This is a genomic window from Methylibium rhizosphaerae, assembly GCF_006386545.1.
GTDB lineage: Bacteria > Pseudomonadota > Gammaproteobacteria > Burkholderiales > Burkholderiaceae_C > Pseudorivibacter > Pseudorivibacter rhizosphaerae.
The window spans coordinates 43,367-65,238 of the sequence record NZ_SWAR01000003.1 but is presented as its reverse complement, the minus strand read 5'-3'; the positions used below and the strand labels follow the sequence as shown (position 1 = coordinate 65,238).

Sequence of the window (21,872 nt, the reverse complement as noted above, 5' to 3'; positions counted from 1 at the left end):
GTAGGATCGCTGCTCCCTCTTCCACCCTCGTCCTGCGCCTGTCGCGGCGCATGGAGTCCATGCCATGTCGAAGATCGAAGCCACCCTCAAGGAACTCGGCATCACCCTGCCGCCCGTCGCCATTCCGGCTGCCGCCTACGTGCCCTTCGTGCGCACCGGCAACCTGGTGTTCCTGTCGGGCCACATCGCCAAGAAGGACGGCAAGCCCTGGGTCGGCCAGCTCGGCAAGGACATCGACACCGAGACCGGCAAGCAGGCGGCACGCGCGGTGGCCGTCGACCTGCTGGGCACCTTGCACGCAGCGGCCGGCGGGCTCGACAACGTGGCGCGCATCGTCAAGCTGATGAGCCTGGTGAACAGCACGCCCGCCTACACCGAGCAGCACCTGGTGACCAACGGCGCCTCCGAGCTCATGGCCCAGGTGTTCGGCGCCGAGGTGGGTGCACATGCGCGCAGCGCCTTCGGCGTGGCGCAGGTGCCGCTGGGCGCCTGCGTCGAGATCGAGCTGATCGCCGAACTCAAGCAATGAACGGTCTCGTGAGGAGACCCGCGCTGGCGCTCGGTCTGATCGGCCTGCTGAGCCTGGCGGCCGTGGGCGCGGCGCTGGTGTCGCAGCATGTCTTCGGCATGAAGCCCTGCCCCTGGTGCATCCTGCAGCGACTGGTGTTCGCGGTGATCGGCGTGGTGTGCCTCGCGGGCGCAGTGCTGCGGGCGCGGCCGGCAGTGGCCGGCGCCGGCTTCGTGGCGCTGGTGCTGGCCGCCCTGGGCGCTGTTGCGGCGCTGTACCAGCATTTCGTCGCGGCCCGTTCGGCCTCGTGCAACCTCACGCTGGCCGACCGCATCGTGAGCGGCACCCGGCTCGACGCGCTGCTGCCCGAAGTGTTCGAGGTGCGAGCCTCCTGCGCCGAGGCCGCCGTCGACCTGCTCGGCCTGCCGTACGAGTTCTGGAGCCTGGCGCTCTTCCTGGTCATCGCGGTGGCACTCGTGATGCTGGTGTTGCGCCGCAAGGCCTGAGTCGAGGTTCCTGGCGCCATGACACACCCCGTGTCAACCTGGACATCACGGGCCGAGCGCCGGGCCGCTCCCAAGCCGGCCCGCATCCCCCCGGGGGATCGGCCGGCGTACCCGCCGGACGAGGGGCAGGCATGAGCGCTCCCCAGTTCACCGCACTGATCGATGTTCCGGCGCAGCCGGCAGCGCCGCAGCAGCGGCTGCGCCGGGCCTTCCGCGCGCCGCGCGAATGGCTGGTGGCGCGTTCGCCCGGTGAGGTCAAGCCCATGCTCGACGCCGCCGAGGCCCATGCTCGCGGCGGCCGCTGGTGCGTGGGCTATGTGCGCTACGAAGCCGCCGCTGCGTTCGACCCGGCCCTCGTCACGCATGGCGCACACGGGCCGCTCGCCTGCTTCGCGGTGTTCGACACGGCCGAGGACTGGCCGGCCGATCGCGGGGATGCCCATGCCTTCGACCCCTGGCAGCAGACGCTTGGCGACGAGCAGTTCGCTCACGACGTCGAGCGCATCCGCGACTGGATCGCCGCCGGCGACGTCTACCAGGTGAACCACACGACGCGCCTGCGAAGCCGCCTGCGCGGCGATGCGCTCGCCGCCTTCCGCGCGCTGCACCGGGGCCAACCCCGCGGGTACGGCGTGTACCTGGCCCATGAAGACGCGCAGGTCCTCAGCGTGTCGCCGGAGCTGTTCTTCGACTGGCGCGACGGTTTCGTGACCACGCAGCCGATGAAGGGCACTGCCGCGCGCGGCGGCACGCCGGCCGAGGACGAGGCCGCCGCGGCCGCGTTGAAGGCCAGCGAAAAGGAGCGCGCCGAGAACCTGATGATCGTGGACCTGCTGCGCAACGACCTGTCGCGCGTCGCCACGCTCGGCTCGGTGCGGGTGCCCGCACTGTTCGACCTGCAGGCGCTGCCCACCGTGTGGCAGATGACCTCGACCGTCACCGCCACCTCCCGCCCGGGAACCACGCTCGCGCAGCTATTCGGCGCGCTGTTCCCCTGCGGCTCGGTGACCGGCGCGCCCAAGGTGCGCGCCATGCAGCTGATCCGTGCGCTGGAGCCCACGCCGCGCGGCGTGTACTGCGGCGCGGTGGGCGTGCTGCAGCCGGGCGGTACGGCCACCTTCAACGTGGCCATCCGCACGGTCGAGCTGACCCGGCAGCCCGGCGAGGCCTGGCAGGCGGCCTGCGGCGTGGGCAGCGCCATCACCGCCGACTCGCAGGTCGCCGCCGAAGCCGACGAGTGGCGGCACAAGCAGCGGTTCCTCGAACGTGCGGCGGTGCCCTTCGAGCTGCTCGAATCACTGCGGCTGCAGGACGGCCAGGTTTGGCTGCTCGACGAGCACCTGGAGCGGCTGCGCCGAGGCGCGGCCCACTTCGGCCATACGCTGAACGAGACGCACGTGCTGACCACGCTGGCGGAGCTCGCCACCGCGCACCCGCGCGGCGCGCACAAGCTGCGCCTGCTGGTCGATGCCTTCGGCGCCGTGCGCGGCGAGGCAGCGCCGCTGCAGCCCACCGCCGTGCCGCTGCGCGCCTGGCTCGCACGCACGCCCATCGACGCCCGCAGCGAATTCCTGCGGCACAAGACCACGCGCCGCGAGGCCTATGCCGCATTCGCTCCGCCTGCCGGCTGTTTCGACACGCTGCTTTGGAACACCGAAGGCGAGCTGACGGAGTTCGTGAACGGCAACCTCGCCCTGTGCCTGCGCGGCCGCTGGCTGACGCCGGCAGCCGCCGCCGGCCTGCTGCCCGGCACCTACCGCGCGCGGCTGCTTGCACAGGGCGTGCTGCAGGAGGCGCGGCTGACGCGGGACGACCTGCGGCAGGCCGAAGCGGGCGCCTTCTTCAACAGCGTACGCGGCTGGCTGCCGCTGGATCTCGGGGTCTTGCGGGCATGACAAGCCGGCGGGCGCGGGAGTAAGCTGAAGCTCCTGTTGACGACCTTTGGGGGACGTTGTTGCCATGACACCCCTGCACCCGTACTGGAGCCGCTGGATGGAACTCGCCAGCCAGGCGCCCGAGGAAGTGGCCCGCCGCGTGGACCTGATGACGCGCGCGCCCGGCTCGTCGCTGTCGCTGGCCGACTCGCAGCGCGTGATGTTCGAAAACTGGGCCAGCGCCAGCGAGGCCTGGTGGTCCTGGTGGAAGGCTGCCCATGCGATGCACTGGCCCAGCATGCCGTGGCCACCGGCCGGGGTGGTGGCCGCGCCGCAGCCGACGCCTGCCGGCGAGCCGCCGGCCAGCGAGCGCAAGCCCAGGGCATCGGCCGAAGCGGTGGCGGCCGACCACGCTCCGCCGGTACGGCGCAGCAAGGCCGGCGCCAAGCACCCGCGGCATCGCTGACAGCCTGTCACCTGTGCCCAGCGTCGCGAGGGGAATTGCGAAGCCTCCGCGCGGGTTCACGCGGCCATGCGCCTAAGCTGGCCCCTCCGTTCCGTTCTGTACCGGAGCCGCGTGATGCTCAAACTCTGGCAGCGATACCTGACCCATCACTGGGACATCGCCACCCATGCACCCCAGGTGATCACCCACCGCCTGGCGCAGATGGCCCACAAGCCCACCGCCAGCAAGACGCTGGTGGAGTCGCAGCGCATGGTGTGGGAGAAATGGGCGGCCGCCAACGAATCCTGGCTGGCCTTCTGGACCTCGATGCACAAGTCGGCGCGCTGGCCGGTGCCGGGCCACCCGATGCGGCCGATGAGCCCGGCCAAGGTGCATGCCCAGGCGCAGCGGGCGGCGGTACAGACCCTGCGCGCCGCCGGCCTGGCGTTGCATCCGGTGAGCCGGCGCGTCAAGGCCAACTCCAAGCGCCTGGGCGGCGTGGGCACGAAAAAGCGCTGAGCTTCACGAAAAGCCGCTCGAAGCGGCTCAACTGACCGCGCTTGCTGCCGATATTCCGTCGATCGGGGACTGCCCGGCGTCGCGAGACTCCGGGCACCGCTGCCTCGCCTGCCGGAGACCTGTCAATGCGCATTCCGTCCTTCAAGTCGATGTCGATCGCCACGCGGTTGACCCTGGGTTTCGTGAGCGTGCTGGTGCTGCTGGCCGGCGTGGCCGCCACCAGCAACGTGGCCATGCGCACGGTCAGCGGCCAGATGCAGCAGATCGTGGAGGTGAACAACCTCAAGATCGAACTGGCCAGCGGCATGCTCAACAGCATCAACCAGATCGGCCTGCACACCCGCACCGTGGCGCTGCTGTACGACGCCAAGCTGATCCAGCAGGAATCGGGCGCGGCCGAGGCGGCAGCGGCCGCCTACCTGAAGGCCGAGGGAGAACTCAAGTCGGTGCTCGAGGGCAAGGGCTCCACCGACACCGAACGGCAGCTGCTGGCCGACATCGCCACGCAGGCCGCAAAGGCACTGCCGGCGCTGAAGTCGGTGGTCGAAAAGGGCGTGGCGAGCGACAACGTGGCGGCGGTGCAGATCCTCACCGAAACGGCCGGGCCGGTGGAGAAGGCGTGGCGCGCCAAGGTCACCGAGTTCGCCGCGCTGCAGACGCGGCTCATAGACGAGGCCACCGCTACGGCGGCAGCCACCAAGAGCAAGGCCACCGCTGCCGAGCTGGCCCTGGTGCTGGCCGCGCTGGCCGCCGGCTCGCTGATCGCCTGGCGCATCACGCGCGGGGTCACCCGGCCGCTCGGTCGTGCGGTGGCGGTCGCCGAACGCATTGCCGAGGGCGACCTCACCTCTGAAGTGCAGGCCGAACACGACGACGAGACCGGCCGCCTGCTGCAGGCCATCGCCACCATGCAGGAACGGCTGAGCGCCCTGGTGGGCAACATCCGGCAGACGGCCGATTCGATCCAGACTGCCAGCTCCGAAGTGGCCTCGGGCAACCAGGACCTGAGCCACCGCACCGAACAGGCCGCCTCGAACCTCCAGCAGACGGCCAGCTCGATGGAGCAGCTCACCGGCACGGTGAAGCAGAGCGCCGATGCCGCCCGCCAGGCCAACCAGCTGGCCTCCTCGGCCGCCGAAGTGGCGGCGCGCGGCGGCACGGTGGTCTCGGAGGTGGTGACGACGATGGACCAGATCACCACCAGCTCGAAGAAGATCGCCGACATCATCGGGGTGATCGACGGCATCGCCTTCCAGACCAACATCCTGGCGCTCAATGCGGCGGTGGAAGCGGCACGCGCGGGCGAACAGGGCCGCGGCTTCGCGGTGGTGGCCGGCGAAGTGCGCAGCCTGGCCGGGCGCTCGGCCGAAGCGGCGAAGGAGATCAAGAGCCTGATCGGCGCGAGCGTCGAGCGGGTGGAGACCGGCTCGCGCCTGGTGGCCGACGCCGGCACGACGATGCAGGAGATCGTGGGCTCGGTGCAGCGCGTGTCCGACATCATTGCCGAGATCACCGCGTCGGCCGCCGAACAGAGCGAGGGCATCGGCCAGGTCAACACGGCCGTCGGCCAGCTCGACCAGATGACGCAGCAGAACGCCGCGCTGGTGGAGCAAGGCGCGGCCGCGGCCGAGAGCCTGAAGGAACAGGCGGCGCGCCTGGCGCAGATGGTCGGCACGTTCCGGGTCCACGCCTGACCGCGGCGGGCCCGGTGAACGACCCGGGCGCCGTCTCCTAAGATGCGCGGCCATGCGCATCCTCATCATCGGCGGCGGCGCCATCGGCTCGGCCACCGCCCTCTTCCTCAAGCGCCTGGGCGGCGCCCGGGTCGACGTGCAGGTCGTCGAGCGCGACAGCACCTACGCCCGCGCGTCGTCGGCCCTGTCGGCCGGCTCCATCCGGCAGCAGTTCTCGACGCCACTCAACATCGCGATGTCGCGCTTCGGCTTCGAGGTGATCGGCAGCGCAGCGGACGAATGGCTCTCGGTGGACGGCGAGCCGGTCGAGCTGGACTTCGTGCCTTCGGGCTACCTCTTCCTGGCCACCGAAGGCGGCAAGGCCACCCTCGCAGCCAACCATGCAGTGCAGACCCGTGCCGGTGCCGACGTGCTGTGGCTCGAACCGGGCGCGCTGGCCCCCCGGTTTCCCTGGCTCTCGGCCGAGGGGCTGGCAGCGGCGACGCTGGGCCTGTCGCATGAGGGCTGGTTCGACGGCTATTCCTTCGCGCGCGCGCTGCGCCGCAAGGCGGTGTCGCTCGGTGCGCAATACCGCCAGGCGGCGGTGACCGGCCTGCGGCGCAGCGGCGACCGGCTCACTTCGGCACAGCTGGACGACGGCACCGTCCTCGAGGCCGACGCCTTCGTCAACGCCGCAGGTCCCTGGGCGCGCGAAGCGGCATCGATGTGCGGCGTCGAGGTGCCAGTGTTCGCGCGCCGCCGCACCGTGTTTGCGCTCGGCTGCCCCACGCCCCTGCCGCGCACGCCGCTGGTCATCGACCCGAGCGGCGTGTGGTTCCGCAGTGAAGGTGCGGGCTTCATCGCCGGCTGGTCGCCCGGCGCCGGCCAGGAAGACCCCGACGACCTGCCGCTCGATGCCGATCTCACCCTTTTCGAGGACGTGCTGTGGCCGGCCCTGGCCGCACGCGTGCCGGCCTTCGAGGCGCTGCGCGTGCAGCGCGCCTGGGCGGGCTACTACGAGGTGAACCCGTTCGACCACAACGCATGGATCGGACCGCACCCGGACATCGCGAACTTCGTGCAGGCCAACGGCTTCTCGGGCCACGGGCTGCAGCATGCGCCGGCCGCCGGGCGCGGCGTGGCCGAGTGGCTGCTGCACGGGCGCTACGAAGCACTGGACCTGTCGCCTCTGCACATGGACCGCTGGCGGCGCAATGCGCCCTACCTGGAGCGCAACGTCATCTGAAGAACAGCAGCCGCGTCAGGAAGGTGTAGTCGGCCTCGGCCCACATCAGCCCCACCAGCACCAGCAGCGCCAGCGGCGGCACCAGGATGGCGTAGACGAGCGACAGCCGCTCCCAGGCCATGTGCATGAACACCGCGACGATGAGGCCGGCCTTCAGCAGCATGAAGACGATGATGAGGCTCCAGCGCAGCAGGCCCTGGAAGTGGAAGTAGTCCACCAGATAGGACAGCGTGCTGAGCACGAACAGCAGCAGCCAGATCTTGAGGTACAGCCCGACCGGGTGCTGCTGGTGCTGCTCGGCCTGTTCTTCGTGCTGCGCGGCGCCGGAGGCTTGCGTGGTGACCGAATGGTTCATGGCGATGCACCTCACCACAGGTAGAAGAACGCGAAGATGAACACCCACACCAGGTCGACGAAGTGCCAGTACAGGCCGGCGATCTCGACGATCTGGTAGTTGCCTGTCTTTTCGTAGTCGCCGCGCCAGACCTTCCATGCCACGACCAGCAGGTAGATGACCCCGCAGGTCACGTGCAGGCCGTGGAAGCCGGTGATCATGAAGAAGGTCGAGCCGAACTGGGCCGCCCCCATCGGGTTGCCCCAGGGCCGCACGCCCTCCATGATGAGCTTCGACCATTCGAAAGCCTGCATGGCCACGAACACCTCGCCGAAGGCGGCAGTCGCCACCATCAGCGCGGCGGCGTTGGCCCGGTCGCGGCGATAGGCGCAGTTGACCGCCATGGCCATCGTGCCGCTGCTGGTGATGAGCACGAAGGTCATGATGGCGATGAGCAGCAGCGGCACGTTGCTGCCGCCCACGTGCAGCGCAAACACCTCGCTCGGGTTGGGCCAGGGCACCGTGGTGGCGGACCGCACCGACATGTAGCCGGTCAGGAAGGTGCCGAAGATGAAGGTGTCGCTGAGCAGGAAGATCCACATCATCGCCTTGCCCCACGAGACGTGGAAGGCCTGCTGGTCGGACGACCAGTCGGCGATCAGGCCTCTGAGGCCGGGCGCGGGGGCGATCTGCGCTGCGGGCGGCACGGGCATGGTTGCGCTCATTTCGGGACCTCCGTGCCGCAGATGTAGGCCACGATCTCGGGCGTGAGCCAGCCCAGTGCTGCGAACAGCACCGCCCACACGGCCAGCAGGAAGTGCCAGTAGCGCGCGCACAGCGCGATGGCGCGCCCGGTGCCGTCGCTATCGGGCTGGAAGCGGCGCAGCGTTTTGCCCCAGGCCGCCAGCCCTCCGAGGACGTGCAGCCCGTGCATCGCGGTGAGCAGGTAGAAGAAGCTCGCGGAGGGGTTGCCGGAGGGGCTGACCCGCGCCGACTGCAGCGCCTGCCAGGCCCACAGCTGCACGCAGACGAAGGCCAGCGCGCACAGGCCTCCGGCGAGCAGCAGCGCGCGGGCACCGCTCCACCGGCTCTGACGGGCGGCGCGGCCGGCCAGGTGCAGCAGCGCGCTGCCTGCCACCAGCACCGCGCTGCTCAGCCACAGCTGCCAAGGCATGGCGATCTGCACCCAGTCGCCGCTTTGCATGCGCATCGCGTAGGCGGTGATGAACAGCGCGAACAGTGCGCTCGCCACGCCGATGAAGGCCCACAGGCCGATGCTGCCGGCGTGCGGCGCCGGACGCAGCGCTGCGCCGATCGGTGGCGGCATGCCGACGGTGGTGGTGGTGTTCATGCCGGCACCCCCTTGCCCGCATGCTGTTCCTCGGGCTCGTGGCCACCCGCTTCGGGCGGTGCGTTCTGCGCGACGAAGTCGTCCTTCGCATCGGGCATGTTGTAGGCGTAGGCCCAGCGGTACACCACCGGCATCCGCTCGCCCCAGTTGCCGTGGCCCGGCGGCGTGTCAGGCGTGAACCACTCCAGCGACGCGGCACGCCAGGGGTTGGGGTCGGCCACCCTGCCGCGCCACACGCTCGATATGAGGTTCCACAGGAACACCAGCTGCATCGCGCCGACGATGAGGGCGACCACGGTGATGAACTGGTTGAGCGCATGCGCCGACGCCGGGATGAACTGGTAGTTGTCGAAGGTGTGGTAACGCCTGGGCATGCCGAGCACGCCCAGGTAGTGCATCGGGAAGAAGATCGCGTAGGTGCCGATGAAGGTGGTCCAGAAGTGCAGCTGGCCCAACCGTTCGTCGAACATGCGGCCGGTGATCTTGGGATACCAGTGGTAGATCGCGCCGAACACCACCAGCAGCGGCGCCACGCCCATGACCATGTGGAAGTGCGCCACGACGAAATAGGTGCCCGACAGCGGAATGTCCACGCTCACGTTGCCGAGGAACAGGCCCGTCAGCCCGCCCGACAGGAAGGTCAGCATGAAGGCCAGCGTGAAGAGCATGGGCACCGACAGGTGGATGTCGCCGCGCCACAGCGTGAGCACCCAGTTGTAGACCTTGATGGCCGTGGGCACCGCGATGATGAGCGTGCTGGTGGCGAAGAAGAAGCCGAACCAGGGGTTCATGCCGGCCACGAACATGTGGTGGGCCCACACCACGAAGCTGAGGCCGCCGATCACCACGATGGCCCACACCATGGTGCGGTAGCCGAAGATGGCCTTGCGCGCATGCACGCTGATGAGGTCGGACACGATGCCGAAGGCCGGCAGCGCGACGATGTAGACCTCCGGATGCCCGAAGAACCAGAACAGGTGCTGGAAGAGCAGCGGGCTGCCGCCCTTGTAGTCGGTCACCTGCCCCATCGACACCAGCGCCGGCATGAAGAAGCTGGTGCCCAGCGTCTTGTCGAGCAGCATCATCACGCCCGAGACGAACAGCGCCGGGAACGCCAGCAGCGCGAGGATGGTGGCCACGAAGATGCCCCACACGGTGAGCGGCATGCGCAGCAGCGTCATGCCTTCGCAGCGTGCCTGCAGCACGGTGGTCACGTAGTTGAGGCCGCCCATCGTGGTGGCGACGATGAAGATCACCAGCGACACGAGCATGAGGATGATGCCCCAGTCATGACCGGGCGTTCCGGGCAATATCGCCTGCGGCGGATACAGCGTCCAGCCCGCGCCGGTGGGCCCGCCCGGCGCGAAGAAGCTCGCCAGCAGCACCACCACCGACAGCAGGTAGACCCAGTAGCTCAGCATGTTCATGAACGGGAACACCATGTCCCGCGCGCCGATCATGAGCGGGATCATGTAGTTGCCGAAGCCGCCGAGGAACAGCGCCGTGAGCAGGTAGATCACCATGATCATCCCGTGCATGGTCACGTACTGGTAGTAGCGCTCGGCATTGATGAACTCGAACGAGCCGGGGTAGCCGAGCTGCAGCCGCATCAGGTTCGACAGCACCAGCCCGATGAGGCCGACGAAGATGGCGGTGCCCGCGTACTGCACGGCGATCACCTTGTGGTCCTGGCTCCAGACGTACCTGGTCCAGAAGCTTTGCGGGCCGTGGTCGTGCGCGTGTTCAGCGTAGGCCATGCGTGGATCCCTCACTGTGTGGGGCCGCCGAGCGACTTGATGTAGGCGGTGACGGCGGCCACGTCGGCATCGCTCATGTTCGACGGCGGCATGATGGCCGGGAAGCCCTTGACGACCTCGGCGTTGGGCTGCCGGATGGCACGTGCGAGATAGGCCTCGTCGACCGCCACGCTGGAGCCGTCGGCCAGCGATTCGGTCTTGCCGAAGAGGCCCTTCCAGGTGGGCCCCGCACTCGCGGAGCCATCGATGGAGTGGCAGGCCACGCAGCCATTGGACTGTGCGAGCTCGCGCCCGTGTGCCGCCGCGGAGCCGGCTTCCGGCGCTGCCTTGCGCGCGGCCGCCAGCGACTGCGCGAAGGTGGGCTGCTTCTTCACCCAGGCATTGAACTCGGGCTCGTCGACCACCATCACGTAGCCGTGCATGTTGGGATGCCCCACCCCGCACAGCTGCGCGCACATCGCTTCGAAGCGGCCCTTCTGCGTGGGCGTGAACCAGAACGAACTCACCATGCCGGGCACGATGTTCATGCGCGCGCGGAAGTTGGGCACGAAGAAGTCGTGCAGCACGTCGTGCGAACGCGCCACCACCTTGACCGGGCGGTTCAGAGGCAGATAGACCTCGTTGCCCAGCACGACGACGTTGTCCTGCGCAGCCGGGTCGTCCGGGTCGAGCCCGAGCGGGTTGCTCGCGTTGACGAAGCGTGCATCGCTGCCGCCCAGCTTGCCGGACTCGCCCGGCAGGCGGAAGCGCCATTGCCACTGGTTGCCCACCACTTCGAGCACCATCGCGTCCTTGGGCGGGCGCACGTAGTCGGCATACACCACCAGGCCGGGCGCCAGCAGCAGCACGATGCCCACGGTGGTGACGCCGATCAGCCCGTACTCGAGCTTGCGGTTGTCGGGCGTGTAGTCGGCACGCTGGCCGTCGGCGCGGTGCCGGAAGCGCACCAGCGTGTAGACGACGAACAGGTTGATGACGACGAAGAAGATGCCGGTGATGACGATGGTGATCGTAAGCGTGTCGTCCATCTGCCCCCAGTTGGAGGCGAGCGGCGTGAGCCACCACGGGCTGACGAAGTGGAACAGCACCGAGGCGACGACGATCAAGACGAGCGCGATGGCAATGGCCATACCACTCCCTTCTCGTGATCGGGCCCGCCTCAGGCTGCGCGGGCCCGTGGGCTACGCACGATCCGCGGGTTCTTCGCGTTCGAACTTCCAGTACAGCCCCGCGGCGATGATGCCGAACAGCACATGGACGATGAAGGTCGCCCAGCCTCGCAGATCCTGGAGCCAGCTCCATTGGAAGATCTGCACCATGCCGTAGAAGTTGACGAGGTACAGCACGGCGCCGAACATCGCGCCGGCCAGCATGGCCACGCCCAGGCTCGAATCGCAATGGAACGGCGCCAGCACCACCGCCGCCAGCAGCACCGCGAACACGATGCCGAGCACATAGTGGGTGATGAGCGCCACCGCCATGACGGTGATCGCGCTGCTGGTGGGTTGCAGGGCGTCGGGGCCCATCGCCAGGGCGGCGATCATGCGGGACAGGTCGAGCGGGTGGCCGTCGATGGTGGTGGCCCAGAAGAGCTCCAGCACCATCACCGCGGCGCCCGCGGCAAAGCCTGCCACCGTCGCCGCGAGCCAGTCCGGCAGGCGGCGTTCCCAGTCATGCGGATGCATGCGCAGTTCCATGGTCACCTCCATGAGAGCGACTTGGCGCGCCGAGTGTAGACCTCGCGCTGCTGCGTGCAAAGCGGGGCAGTCCGGGGGGATACCCCCGGCTGCTGTCAGACAGGGACTACACGGTGCGGCTTCATGCCGGCGTCGAGCACCTTGCCCTTGCGCGCGCGCTTGCCGGCGTAGACCGCCAGCCCGGCGCCCTTGAGCTCTTCGTCCTTGGGCTTGCCGCCGCGCCCCGTGCCGTAGACCTTGATGGCGGAGGCCGCCGTCGTCACCGACACCAGCGGGTCCTTGGCGTCCACGTCCATCAGCGTGAGGCCGCGCCCGCCGTTGGGCTGCAGCTTCAACTCGTCGAGCGCAAACACCAGCAGCCGTCCCGACAGGCTCAGGCAGGCCACCTGCTTGTGCTCCGGGCCCACCGGCGCAGGCGGCAGCAGCTTGTCGCCGGCCTCGAGGCTCAGGAAGCTCTTGCCGCCTTTCTGGCGGCTTTGCATGTCGCCCAGCTTGGCCAGCAGGCCGAAGCCGCCGGTGTTGGACAGCAGCAGCGTGGTGTCGGCCGGCCCGGCCACGTAGTGCGCGATGGTGGTGCCGCTTTCGAGTTCGACCATCGTGGTGAGCGGCTGTCCGTCGCCGCGCGCGCCGGGCAGGCTGGCCACCGGCACGCTGTAGACGCGGCCGTTCGAGCCGAAGGCCAGCAGCATGTCGACGGTGCGGCATTCGAAGGTGCCGTACAGGCCGTCGCCGGCCTTGAAGGCGAACGAGGCGGCATCGTGGCCGTGGCCGGTGCGGGCGCGCACCCAGCCCTTCTGGCTCACCACCACCGTCACCGGTTCGTCGACGATCTTCACCTCGACCACGGCCTTCTTCTCGGCCTGGATCAGCGTGCGGCGCTCGTCGCCGAACTGCTTCGCATCGGCCTCGATCTCCTTGACCACCGTCCGCTTGAGGCTTGCCGGGCTGCCGAGGATGTCCTCGAGCCTGCCCTGCTCGGCACGCAGCTCCTTCAGCTCCTGCTCGATCTTGATGGCCTCGAGCCGCGCCAGCTGGCGCAGCCGGATTTCCAGGATGTCGTCGGCCTGCCGCTCGCTGAGCTTGAAGCGCTCGATCAGCGCGGCCTTGGGCTCGTCCGCATTGCGGATGATGCGGATGACCTCGTCGATGTTGAGCAGCACCAGCTGCCGGCCCTCGAGCACATGGATGCGGTCGAGCACCTTGGTGAGGCGGTGCTGCGTGCGCCGCTGCACGATGCCCAGGCGGAAGTCGATCCACTCGGCCAGCACCTGGCGCAGGCTCTTCTGCGTGGGCCGGCCGTCGGCGCCCACCATGGTGAGGTTGACCGGCGCAGAGCTTTCGAGGCTGGTCTGCGCCAGCAGCGTGTTGATGAGCTCCTGCTGACCGATGGTGCGGCTCTTGGGCTCGAACACGAGGCGCACCGGCGCGTCCTTGTTCGACTCGTCGCGCGCTGCGTCGAGCACCGACAGCACCGTGGCCTTCAGCTGCGTCTGCTCGGCGGTGAGCGCCTTCTTGCCGGCCTTGATCTTCGGGTTGGTGAGTTCCTCGATCTCCTCGAGCACCTTCTGGGCGCTGGTGCCGGGCGGCAGCTCGGTGACCACCAACTGCCACTGGCCGCGCGCCAGGTCCTCGATCTTCCAGCGCGCACGCACCTTCAGGCTGCCGCGACCGCTGGCATAGGCCTCGCGGATGTCGGCCTCGGCACTGATGATCTGGCCGCCGCCGGGGAAGTCGGGGCCGGGCAGCAGCTCGAACAGCTCGTCGTCGGTGAGCTTGTCGTTCTTCAGCAGGGCCACCGCCGCGGCCGCCACCTCGCGCAGGTTGTGGCTCGGCACTTCGGTGGCCAGGCCCACGGCGATGCCGGAGGCGCCGTTGAGCAGCACGAACGGCAGGCGCGCCGGCAGCTGCCGGGGCTCCTCGGTGGAGCCGTCGTAGTTGGGCACGAAGTCGACCGTGCCTTCGTCGATCTCGTCGAGCAGCAGCCGGGCGATCGGCGCGAGCCGGGCCTCGGTGTAGCGCATCGCGGCCGCGCCGTCGCCGTCGCGGCTGCCGAAGTTGCCCTGCCCGTCGATGAGCGGGTAGCGCTGAGAGAAGTCCTGCGCCATGCGCACCAGCGCGTCGTACGCGGCCTGGTCGCCGTGCGGGTGGAAGCGGCCCAGCACGTCGCCCACCACCCGGGCGCTCTTCACCGCCTTGGGTCCGGCCGCCGTGGTGAACGACAGCCCCATGCGGTCCATCGCGTACAGGATGCGGCGCTGAACCGGCTTCTGGCCGTCGCACACGTCGGGCAGCGCACGGCCCTTCACCACCGACAGCGCATATTCGAGATAGGCGCGTTCGGCGTAGTGGGCCAGCGTCAGTGAATCGGCGCTGCTGCCGTCGCCGCCGTCACCGGTGTTGTCGTTGAAGTCGATCGTCGTCTGGTCCATTGCCATTGCAGTTCAAAGTTCTTCGCCCAGCGCCACGCGGGCCTGGTATTCACGGTCGAGCATGGACATCACGATCAGCGAGTCCCAGCCGTCGCCTGCGCGCACGCTTTCGCGCAGCCGCCCTTCCTCGACGAACCCTTCGCTGGCATACAGCGCCTGGGCCCGCGTGTTGAGCGTCTTCACGTCGAGCCAGAAGCGATGCGCGTGGAGGTCGCGAAAGGCCATCTGCTTGAGCAGCCGCACGCAGGCGCGGCCCAGGCCCCGCCCCTTGGGCTGCAGCACGATGCGCTTCAACTCCACCGAGGCGTTCGGGTTGCGGCAGCCCTGCAGGATCACGAAGCCGGCCGGCTCGGTGCCCGCGCCGGCCTCGACGATGAAATGGCGGAAGTCCGGGAAGCGCACCGCCCCCTCGTGCTGGGTGCGCTCCCACGGCGTGATGAACGGGCGGTTCTGCTGGTCCTGCTCGACCGAGGTCACGAAGTCGAGGTCGGAGAGCATGGTGGGCCGCAGCCGCACCTGTGACGCGACGACCGCCATGTCAGACGTCCACCTCGACCGCGTCGCCGTGGATTTCCATCAGCTCGCGGCGCGATGCCGCCTCGCCCTTGCCCATGAGCTTGTTGAACGAGCCTTCGGTCGCACCGAAGTCCAGCGCGCCGTAGGCCACCTGCAGCAGGCGGCGGGTGTCCGGATTCAGGGTGGTGTCCCAAAGCTGCTCGGCGTTCATTTCGCCCAGGCCCTTGAAGCGGCTGATCGTCCAGGAGCCTTCGCGGGCGCCTTCCTTGCGCAGCTTGTCCAGCGTGGCGGTGAGCTCGCCTTCGTCGAGCGCATAGATCTTGGCCGCGGGCTTCTTGCCGCGCGCCGGCGCATCCACCCGGAACAGCGGCGGCTTGGCCACGTAGACGTGGCCCTTTTCGATGAGCTTGGGGAAATGGCGGAAGAACAGGGTGAGCAGCAGCACCTGGATGTGCGAGCCGTCCACGTCGGCGTCCGACAGGATGCAGACCTTGCCGTAGCGCAGGCCCGACATGTCGGGCTCGTCGCCCGGGCCGTGCGGGTCCACCCCCACCGCCACCGCGATGTCGTGGATCTCGTTGTTGGCGAACAGGCGGTCGCGCTCCACCTCCCACGAATTGAGCACCTTGCCGCGCAGCGGCAGGATGGCCTGGGTTTCCTTGTCGCGGCCCATCTTGGCGCTGCCGCCGGCCGAGTCGCCTTCCACCAGGAACAGCTCGTTGAGCGACACGTCGCGGCTTTCGCAGTCGGTCAGCTTGCCGGGCAGCACCGCCACGCCGGAGCCCTTCTTCTTCTCGACCTTCTGGCCGGCCTTCTGCCGCGCCTGGGCCTGTCTGATCACCAGCTCGGCCAGCTTGCGGCCCTGGTCCACATGCTGGTTGAGCCACAGCTCCAGCGCCGGCTTCACATAGGTGGACACGAGCCGCAGCGCGTCGCGGCTGTTCAGCCGCTCCTTGGTCTGCCCCTGGAACTGCGGGTCCAGCACCTTGGCGCTCAGCACGAAGTTGGCGCGTGAGAACACGTCTTCGGGCATCAGCTTCACGCCCTTGGGCAGCAGGCTGTGCATGTCGATGAATCCCTTCACCGCGCCGAACAGGCCGTCCTTCAGGCCCGCCTCGTGGGTGCCGCCGGCCACGGTGGGGATGAGGTTCACATAGCTTTCGCGCACCGCATTGCCTTCCTCGGTGAAGGCCACGCACCAGGCCGCGCCCTCGCCTTCGGCGAAGTTCTCGGTCTCGCCTTCCTCGGCATAGTGCTCGCCTTCGAACAGCGGGATCACCGGGTCGGCCACCAGCGTCTGCATCAGGTAGTCGCGCAGGCCGCCCTTGTAGAGCCAGGTCTGGGTCTCGCCGGACTTCTCGTGCGTGAGCGTGACCGTCACGCCGGGCATCAGCACCGCCTTGCTACGCAGCAGGTGCACCAGCTCGTTGCGGGGCAGCTCGGCGCTTTCGAAATACTTCGCGTCGGGCCACACGCGCACGCTGGTGCCCTGCTTGCGGTCTTCTGCCGTGGCGCGGCGCTTGGTGAGCGGCTCGATCACGTCGCCGCCGCTGAACACCAGCTGCGCCACCTGCCCCTCGCGGAACACCGTGACCTGCAGCCGCTTCGCCAGCGCATTGGTCACCGACACGCCCACGCCGTGCAGGCCGCCCGAGAAGCTGTAGGCACCGCCGGCGCCCTTGTCGAACTTGCCGCCGGCATGCAGCCGGGTGTAGACGATCTCCAGCACCGGCACCTTCTCTTCGGGGTGCAGGCCGAACGGGATGCCGCGGCCGTCGTCGTCCACGCTCACCGAGCCGTCGGTGTGCTGCGTCACCGCGATGCGCTTGCCATGACCGGCCAGCGCCTCGTCGGCCGCGTTGTCGATCACTTCCTGAATGATGTGCAGCGGGTTGTCGGTTCGGGTGTACATGCCCGGCCGCTGCTTCACAGGCTCCAGGCCCTTGAGCACGCGGATCGACGCCTCGCCGTACGAAGCCGTTGAACTGGGTTTGTTGCTGCTTGCCATGGCGGCGGATTCTAGGAGCCTGTTCGCCGCCCCCCGTACGGCCGGCCGGCGCGGCGAGTCGAGTCGCCCCACGCCAACTGGGGCTTGAAGCCCGCCGTTACATTCCGCCGATGACTTCGACCCCCACCCCCGCCACGCCTGCCCGGCTGTCGATGACCCAGGTGCTGCTGTGCGGCGCCTTCATCGTCACCCTGTCGATGGGCATCCGCCACGGTTTCGGACTCTGGCTGCAGCCGATCACGATGGAGCGCGGCTGGAGCCGCGAGACCTTCGCGTTCGCCATCGCGGTGCAGAACCTCATGTGGGGCATCAGCGGCCCCTTCGCCGGCATGCTGGCCGACCGCTTCGGCGCCTTCAAGGTGCTGGTCGCGGGCAGCGTGCTGTATGCCGTGGGCCTGGTGCTGATGGGGCTGGCGACCTCGGGCCTCGCCTTCACCGGCAGCGCGGGGCTGCTGCTGGGCATGGCGCAGGCCGGCACCACCTATGCGGTCATCTACGGCGTGATCGGCCGCAACGTGGCTCCCGAGAAGCGCTCGTGGGCCATGGGCGTGGCCGCGGCGGCCGGCTCGTTCGGCCAGTTCCTCATGGTGCCGGTCGAGAACTGGCTGATCGACAGCATGGGCTGGCAGCAGGCACTGTTCATCCTGGGCTGCCTGGCCCTGGCCATCGCGCCGCTCGCCCTCGGCCTCAGGGAGCCGCGTGCGGCGGCCGGCGCCCATGGCCACCACCAGAGCATCGGGCAGGCGCTGCGCGAAGCCTTCGCCTACCCCAGCTTCCAGTTGCTGATGGCGGGCTACTTCGTCTGCGGCTTCCAGGTGGTGTTCATCGGCGTGCACATGCCGAGCTACCTGAAGGACAAGGGGCTCACGCCGGACGTGGCGACCACCGCGCTCGCGCTGATCGGCCTGTTCAACGTGTTCGGCACCTACGCCGCCGGCGTGCTGGGCCAGCGGCTCGCCAAGCGCCACATCCTGAGCGCCATCTACCTGCTGCGCTCGATCGCCATCGTGGCCTTCCTGCTGGCGCCGCTCACGCCCATGAGCGTGTACATCTTCTCGTCGGTGATGGGCGTGCTGTGGCTGTCCACCGTGCCGCCCACCAATGCCGTGGTGGCGCAGATCTTCGGGGTGCAGTACCTGTCGATGCTGGGCGGCTTCGTGTTCTTCAGCCACCAGATCGGCAGCTTCCTCGGGGTGTGGCTGGGCGGCAAGCTGTACGACACGACCGGCAGCTACGACATCGTCTGGTACATCGCCATCGCGCTGGGCGTGTTCGCGGCGCTGGTGAACCTGCCGGTGCGGGAAACCGCCATCCAGCGCACCGCGCCGGTCGCGGCATGATCGGGCGATGAACATCCCCTCCCTCGCAAAGCACGTCGCGGCCTGGGCTGCCGTCGGGCTGGCCCTGGGCGCGGTGTTCTTCGCCTACCTGCAGCCCGCGCTGTTGGTGGACCTCGCCAACCGCGTTTGGAGCTGCTTCTAGATGAATGTGATGGTGATCACCGGTGCCTCCGACGGCATCGGTGCCGAACTGGCGCGCGAACTCGCCCGCCGGCACCAGGACCAGCTGGCCCTGGTGCTGGCCGCCCGCAGCGCCGACAAGCTGGAACAGGTGGCCGCCGACTGCCGCGCACATGGCAGCCAGGTCCTGGCGCAGCGGACCGACGTGTCGGTGCAGGACGACTGCAAGGCGCTGATCGACGCGGCATTCAGCCGCTTCGACCGCATCGACGTGCTGGTCAACAACGCCGGCATGTCGGCCCATGCGCTACTCGAGGACGTGGCCGACCTGGCCTGGTACGAGCAGCTCATGCGCATCAATCTCTGGGGCAGCGTGTGGTGCACCCATGCGGCACTGCCCTACCTCAAGGCCAGCAAGGGTCGCATCGTCGCGGTGTCCAGCCTGGCGGGGCTGATCGGTGTGCCCGGCCGCACGGCCTACTGCGCGACCAAGTTCGCCATGACCGGCTTCTTCGAGGCGCTGCGCGTCGAACTCGCCTCCCATGGCGTAGGAGTCACCATCGCCTATCCCGGCGTGGTGGCCACCGAGATCCGCTACCGGGGCTTCAACGCCGGCGGCCAGCCTGCCGGCAAGAGCGGGCTCGACGAGTCGGACGCCATGTCGGTCGAGGAATGCGTGCGGCTCATCATCGAAGGCATGGAGCGTCGACAGCGCGATGTCGTCATGAGCACCAAGGGCAAGCTCGGCCGCTGGCTCAAGCTGCTGGTGCCGCAACGCGTCGACGCGATGGCGCTGGCCGCGCTCAACAAGGAGGCGCGCCCGCAATGAACGGGCCGCATGCAGGGCAGCGGCCCTCGCCGTGGGTGGAGCGCTGGGCCGGGCTGCTGCCGAAGGACGCGCCGGTGCTCGACCTGGCTTGCGGCTGGGGCCGCCACACGCGCTGGCTGGCCGAGCGCGGCTGCCGCGTCACCGCGGTGGACCGCGACGCCGAGGCGGTGGCCGGGCTGCGGAGCGTGGCCGAGGTGGTGCTGGCCGACATCGAGGAAGGGCCCTGGCCGCTCGACGGTCGCCAGTTCGACGGCGTGGTCGTCACCAACTACCTGTGGCGGCCGCTGATGCCCCAGGTGGTGGCCAGCGTGGCCCCCGGCGGCGTGCTGATCTACGAGACCTTCGCCGTGGGCAACGAAACGGTGGGCCGTCCGTCGCGCCCGGACTTCCTGCTGCAGCCTGGCGAGCTGCTGGAGGCGGTGGCCGGCCGCCTGCGCGTGCTGGCCTACGAGGACGGTTTCATCGCCTCGCCGGACCGCTTCGTCCAGCGCATCGCGGCCGTGCGGGAGCTGTCGGCGAACCGTTCGCCGGTGCGTTATCCGCTGTGAACCGCGCCCAGGGGCTGCACCAGCCCGGCTGAGTAGAATCCACCGATTCCGAGGAAGTCCCGATGAAACCGATTGTTGGCAGCATCGTCGCGTTGATCACGCCGATGCAGGAAGACGGCAGCGTCGACTACGGCGCCCTGCGCCGGTTGATCGACTGGCACATCGCCGAAGGCACCGATTGCATCGGCGTGGTGGGCACCACCGGCGAGTCGCCCACCGTCACCGTCGAAGAGCAGTGCGAGATCATCCGCGTGGCCGTGGAGCAGGCCGCCGGCCGCGTGCCCATCATGGCCGGCGCCGGCGCCAATTCGACCCGTGAAGCCATCGAGCTCAGCCGCTACGCCAAGGGCGTGGGCGCCGACTGCACGCTGCAGGTCGTGCCCTACTACAACAAGCCCACACAGGAAGGCATCTACCAGCACTTCAGGTCGATCGCCGAGGCGGTGGACATCCCGGTGGTGCTGTACAACGTGCCCGGCCGCACGGTCGCCGACATGCAGCACGACACCGTGCTGCGCCTGGCGCAGGTGCCCGGGATCATCGGCATCAAGGAAGCCACCGGCAACCTCGACCGCGCCGCCTGGCTCATCCGGCAGGCGCCCAAGGGCTTCTCCATCTATTCGGGCGACGACCCGACGGCCATCGCCCTGATGCTGCTGGGCGGCCACGGCAATGTGAGCGTGACCGCCAACGTGGCGCCCCGCGCCATGCACGAGCTGTGCATGGCGGCCATCGCGGGCAACGCCGCGGCGGCGCGCGAGATCCACATGAAACTTCTGCCGCTGCACAAGCATCTGTTCACCGAGCCCAACCCCATCCCGGTGAAATGGGCCATGGCCCGGCTGGGCCGGTGCGGCGGCACGGTCCGCCTGCCGCTGACCGCTCCGGTCGCAGCCACGCAGGCTGCACTCGAGCAGGCCCTGAAAGACGCGGGCCTGCTCTGAACGGCTCCAGCGGTGCGGCCCGGGCTGCACCGCCGTCAATTGCCCCTGCCTCCTGCCCTACGGAGAACCCTACCGTGCGACGTTTCCCTCGCTCTCGCCTTTCCAACCGCCTGCTGCCGGTGGCCGTGTCCGCTGCCATGCTGGCGGGCTGCTCGTCCGTCAACGAAACCCTGCAGGGCGACAAGGTCGACTATCGCAGTGCTGGCTCCAAGACAGTCTCGCTCGACGTTCCTCCCGACCTGACGCAACTGTCGCGCGACCCGAAGTACCAGATGCCCGCGAGCGGCTCTGTGAGTGCGAGCACTTTCCAGTCCGGAGCCACCGGATCGGCGAGCACGGCAACCGCCAGCACGGTGGCACCGCAGGCGATCGGGGACGTCAGGATCGAGCGGGCAGGCGCCCAGCGCTGGCTGGTGGTGGGCCAGCCTCCCGAAAAGCTGTGGCCGCAGTTGCAGGAGTTCTGGAAGGAGCGCGGCTTCACCCTGACGACCGACAGCCCCGAGTCCGGCATCATGGAAACCGACTGGGCCGAGAACCGCGCGAAGCTGCCGCAAGACTTCATTCGTCGCAGCCTGGGTCGAGTGCTCGACTCCCTGTACGACACCGGCTTTCGTGACCGCTTCCGCACGCGTGTGGAGCGCACGGCCGACGGCAGCGAGATCTACCTGAGCCATCGAGGCATGGAAGAGGTCTACGCCGGCTCCCAGAAGGACAGCACCACCTGGCAGCTGCGCCCGGCCGACGCGCAGCTCGAATCGGAAATGCTGTCGCGGCTGATGCTGAAGCTCGGCGTCAAGGAAGAAGCCGCCAAGACGGCACTGGCCACGCCCGCGCCGCAACCCAAGGCCCGGGTGCTGGCCGACCAGCCCGGCGCGGCCCTGCAGCTCGATGACGGCTTCGATCGCGCTTGGCGCCGGGTTGGCCTGTCGCTCGATCGCAGCGGCTTCACCGTCGAGGATCGCGATCGCGCATCGGGCCTCTACTACGTGCGCTACGTCGACCCGAACCCGGCCAAGAAGGATGAAGGCTTCTTCGGCAACCTGTTCGGCAGCAAGGAGTCGGCGGCGCCCACGCGCTACCGCATCGCACTCAAGTCCCAGGGCGATGCGACCACCGTGGCCGTGCTGAACTCGCAGGGCTCGCCCGAGTCGGGCAACGCCGCCCAGCGCATCGTGCAGCTGCTCGTCGACGACCTGAAGTGACATGACGCCCGCTGCGCGGCGCGGCA

The 21,872-nt window shown here is 69.0% G+C and carries 22 protein-coding genes; 13 read left to right on the top strand and 9 right to left on the bottom strand.

Going from position 1 to position 21,872, the window contains the following annotated elements; genetic code table 11:
* The first annotated feature begins 64 nt into the window (after positions 1–64).
* From E8D38_RS02995 to E8D38_RS02965, 7 genes are all read left to right on the top strand, one after another.
* Complete coding sequence (locus tag E8D38_RS02995; protein WP_140626249.1) at positions 65–529, top strand: RidA family protein; 465 nt, start codon at positions 65–67, stop codon at positions 527–529.
* A complete protein-coding gene (locus E8D38_RS02990; protein ID WP_140626248.1) occupies positions 526–1,014 on the top strand; it encodes a disulfide bond formation protein B in 489 nt (162 codons plus the stop codon). Before E8D38_RS02995 ends, E8D38_RS02990 begins: the two co-directional genes overlap by 4 nt.
* Before the next feature lie 131 nt (positions 1,015–1,145).
* Complete coding sequence (gene pabB, locus E8D38_RS02985; protein WP_140626247.1) at positions 1,146–2,909, top strand: aminodeoxychorismate synthase component I; 1,764 nt, start codon at positions 1,146–1,148, stop codon at positions 2,907–2,909.
* A gap of 64 nt (positions 2,910–2,973) precedes the next feature.
* Positions 2,974–3,354, top strand: coding sequence for a hypothetical protein (locus E8D38_RS02980; protein ID WP_140626246.1), 381 nt, complete (start codon positions 2,974–2,976; stop codon positions 3,352–3,354).
* A gap of 114 nt (positions 3,355–3,468) precedes the next feature.
* The gene (locus tag E8D38_RS02975; RefSeq protein ID WP_140626245.1) at positions 3,469–3,852 is read left to right on the top strand and encodes a hypothetical protein; all 384 of its coding nucleotides are present in this window, start codon (positions 3,469–3,471) and stop codon (positions 3,850–3,852) included.
* Positions 3,853–3,977: 125 nt separating this feature from the next.
* The gene (locus tag E8D38_RS02970) at positions 3,978–5,546 is read left to right on the top strand and encodes a methyl-accepting chemotaxis protein (protein ID WP_140626244.1); all 1,569 of its coding nucleotides are present in this window, start codon (positions 3,978–3,980) and stop codon (positions 5,544–5,546) included.
* Between the two features lie 52 nt (positions 5,547–5,598).
* Positions 5,599–6,771: an NAD(P)/FAD-dependent oxidoreductase gene (locus E8D38_RS02965; RefSeq protein ID WP_140626243.1), complete on the top strand. Its 1,173-nt coding sequence runs from the start codon at positions 5,599–5,601 to the stop codon at positions 6,769–6,771.
* Here the strand turns inward: E8D38_RS02965 and E8D38_RS02960 are convergent.
* From E8D38_RS02960 to E8D38_RS02920, 9 genes are all read right to left on the bottom strand, one after another.
* Complete coding sequence (locus E8D38_RS02960; protein WP_181178905.1) at positions 6,764–7,126, bottom strand: cytochrome C oxidase subunit IV family protein; 363 nt, start codon at positions 7,124–7,126, stop codon at positions 6,764–6,766. The two genes, E8D38_RS02965 and E8D38_RS02960, sit on opposite strands and share 8 nt — an antisense overlap.
* An 11-nt stretch (positions 7,127–7,137) precedes the next feature.
* Positions 7,138–7,830 carry a heme-copper oxidase subunit III family protein gene (locus E8D38_RS02955; protein ID WP_140626242.1) on the bottom strand — a complete coding sequence of 231 codons (693 nt, stop codon included), beginning with the start codon at positions 7,828–7,830 and terminating at the stop codon, positions 7,138–7,140.
* Entirely contained in the window at positions 7,827–8,456 is a 630-nt protein-coding gene (locus E8D38_RS02950; RefSeq protein ID WP_425462739.1) for a cytochrome c oxidase subunit 3 family protein, read from the bottom strand. Before E8D38_RS02950 ends, E8D38_RS02955 begins: the two co-directional genes overlap by 4 nt.
* Positions 8,453–10,213: a cytochrome c oxidase subunit I gene (locus E8D38_RS02945; protein ID WP_140626241.1), complete on the bottom strand. Its 1,761-nt coding sequence runs from the start codon at positions 10,211–10,213 to the stop codon at positions 8,453–8,455. The genes E8D38_RS02950 and E8D38_RS02945 overlap by 4 nt, the downstream gene beginning before the upstream one ends.
* A gap of 11 nt (positions 10,214–10,224) precedes the next feature.
* A complete protein-coding gene (locus E8D38_RS02940; protein WP_140626240.1) occupies positions 10,225–11,343 on the bottom strand; it encodes a cytochrome c oxidase subunit II in 1,119 nt (372 codons plus the stop codon).
* 51 nt (positions 11,344–11,394) lie between these two features.
* Positions 11,395–11,910: a hypothetical protein gene (locus E8D38_RS02935; protein ID WP_140626239.1), complete on the bottom strand. Its 516-nt coding sequence runs from the start codon at positions 11,908–11,910 to the stop codon at positions 11,395–11,397.
* 95 nt (positions 11,911–12,005) lie between these two features.
* Complete coding sequence (parC, locus tag E8D38_RS02930; RefSeq protein WP_140626238.1) at positions 12,006–14,339, bottom strand: DNA topoisomerase IV subunit A; 2,334 nt, start codon at positions 14,337–14,339, stop codon at positions 12,006–12,008.
* A 12-nt stretch (positions 14,340–14,351) separates the two neighbouring features.
* A complete protein-coding gene (locus E8D38_RS02925; RefSeq protein WP_140626237.1) occupies positions 14,352–14,876 on the bottom strand; it encodes a GNAT family N-acetyltransferase in 525 nt (174 codons plus the stop codon).
* 1 nt (position 14,877) lies between these two features.
* The gene (locus E8D38_RS02920) at positions 14,878–16,863 is read right to left on the bottom strand and encodes a DNA topoisomerase IV subunit B (protein ID WP_140626236.1); all 1,986 of its coding nucleotides are present in this window, start codon (positions 16,861–16,863) and stop codon (positions 14,878–14,880) included.
* A gap of 110 nt (positions 16,864–16,973) precedes the next feature.
* Between E8D38_RS02920 and E8D38_RS02915 the strand changes: the two genes are divergently transcribed.
* From E8D38_RS02915 to bamC, 6 genes are all read left to right on the top strand, one after another.
* Complete coding sequence (locus E8D38_RS02915) at positions 16,974–18,203, top strand: MFS transporter (protein WP_140626235.1); 1,230 nt, start codon at positions 16,974–16,976, stop codon at positions 18,201–18,203.
* Positions 18,204–18,210: 7 nt separating this feature from the next.
* Entirely contained in the window at positions 18,211–18,345 is a 135-nt protein-coding gene (locus E8D38_RS29255; RefSeq protein WP_281286078.1) for a hypothetical protein, read from the top strand.
* A complete protein-coding gene (locus E8D38_RS02910) occupies positions 18,346–19,152 on the top strand; it encodes an SDR family oxidoreductase (protein WP_140626234.1) in 807 nt (268 codons plus the stop codon). It begins immediately after the preceding gene.
* Entirely contained in the window at positions 19,149–19,700 is a 552-nt protein-coding gene (locus E8D38_RS02905) for a class I SAM-dependent methyltransferase (protein WP_140626233.1), read from the top strand. The genes E8D38_RS02910 and E8D38_RS02905 overlap by 4 nt, the downstream gene beginning before the upstream one ends.
* A 62-nt stretch (positions 19,701–19,762) precedes the next feature.
* Complete coding sequence (gene dapA / locus E8D38_RS02900; protein ID WP_140626232.1) at positions 19,763–20,644, top strand: 4-hydroxy-tetrahydrodipicolinate synthase; 882 nt, start codon at positions 19,763–19,765, stop codon at positions 20,642–20,644.
* A 74-nt stretch (positions 20,645–20,718) separates the two neighbouring features.
* Complete coding sequence (bamC, locus tag E8D38_RS02895) at positions 20,719–21,846, top strand: outer membrane protein assembly factor BamC (RefSeq protein ID WP_246099329.1); 1,128 nt, start codon at positions 20,719–20,721, stop codon at positions 21,844–21,846.
* The last annotated feature ends 26 nt before the right edge of the window (positions 21,847–21,872 follow it).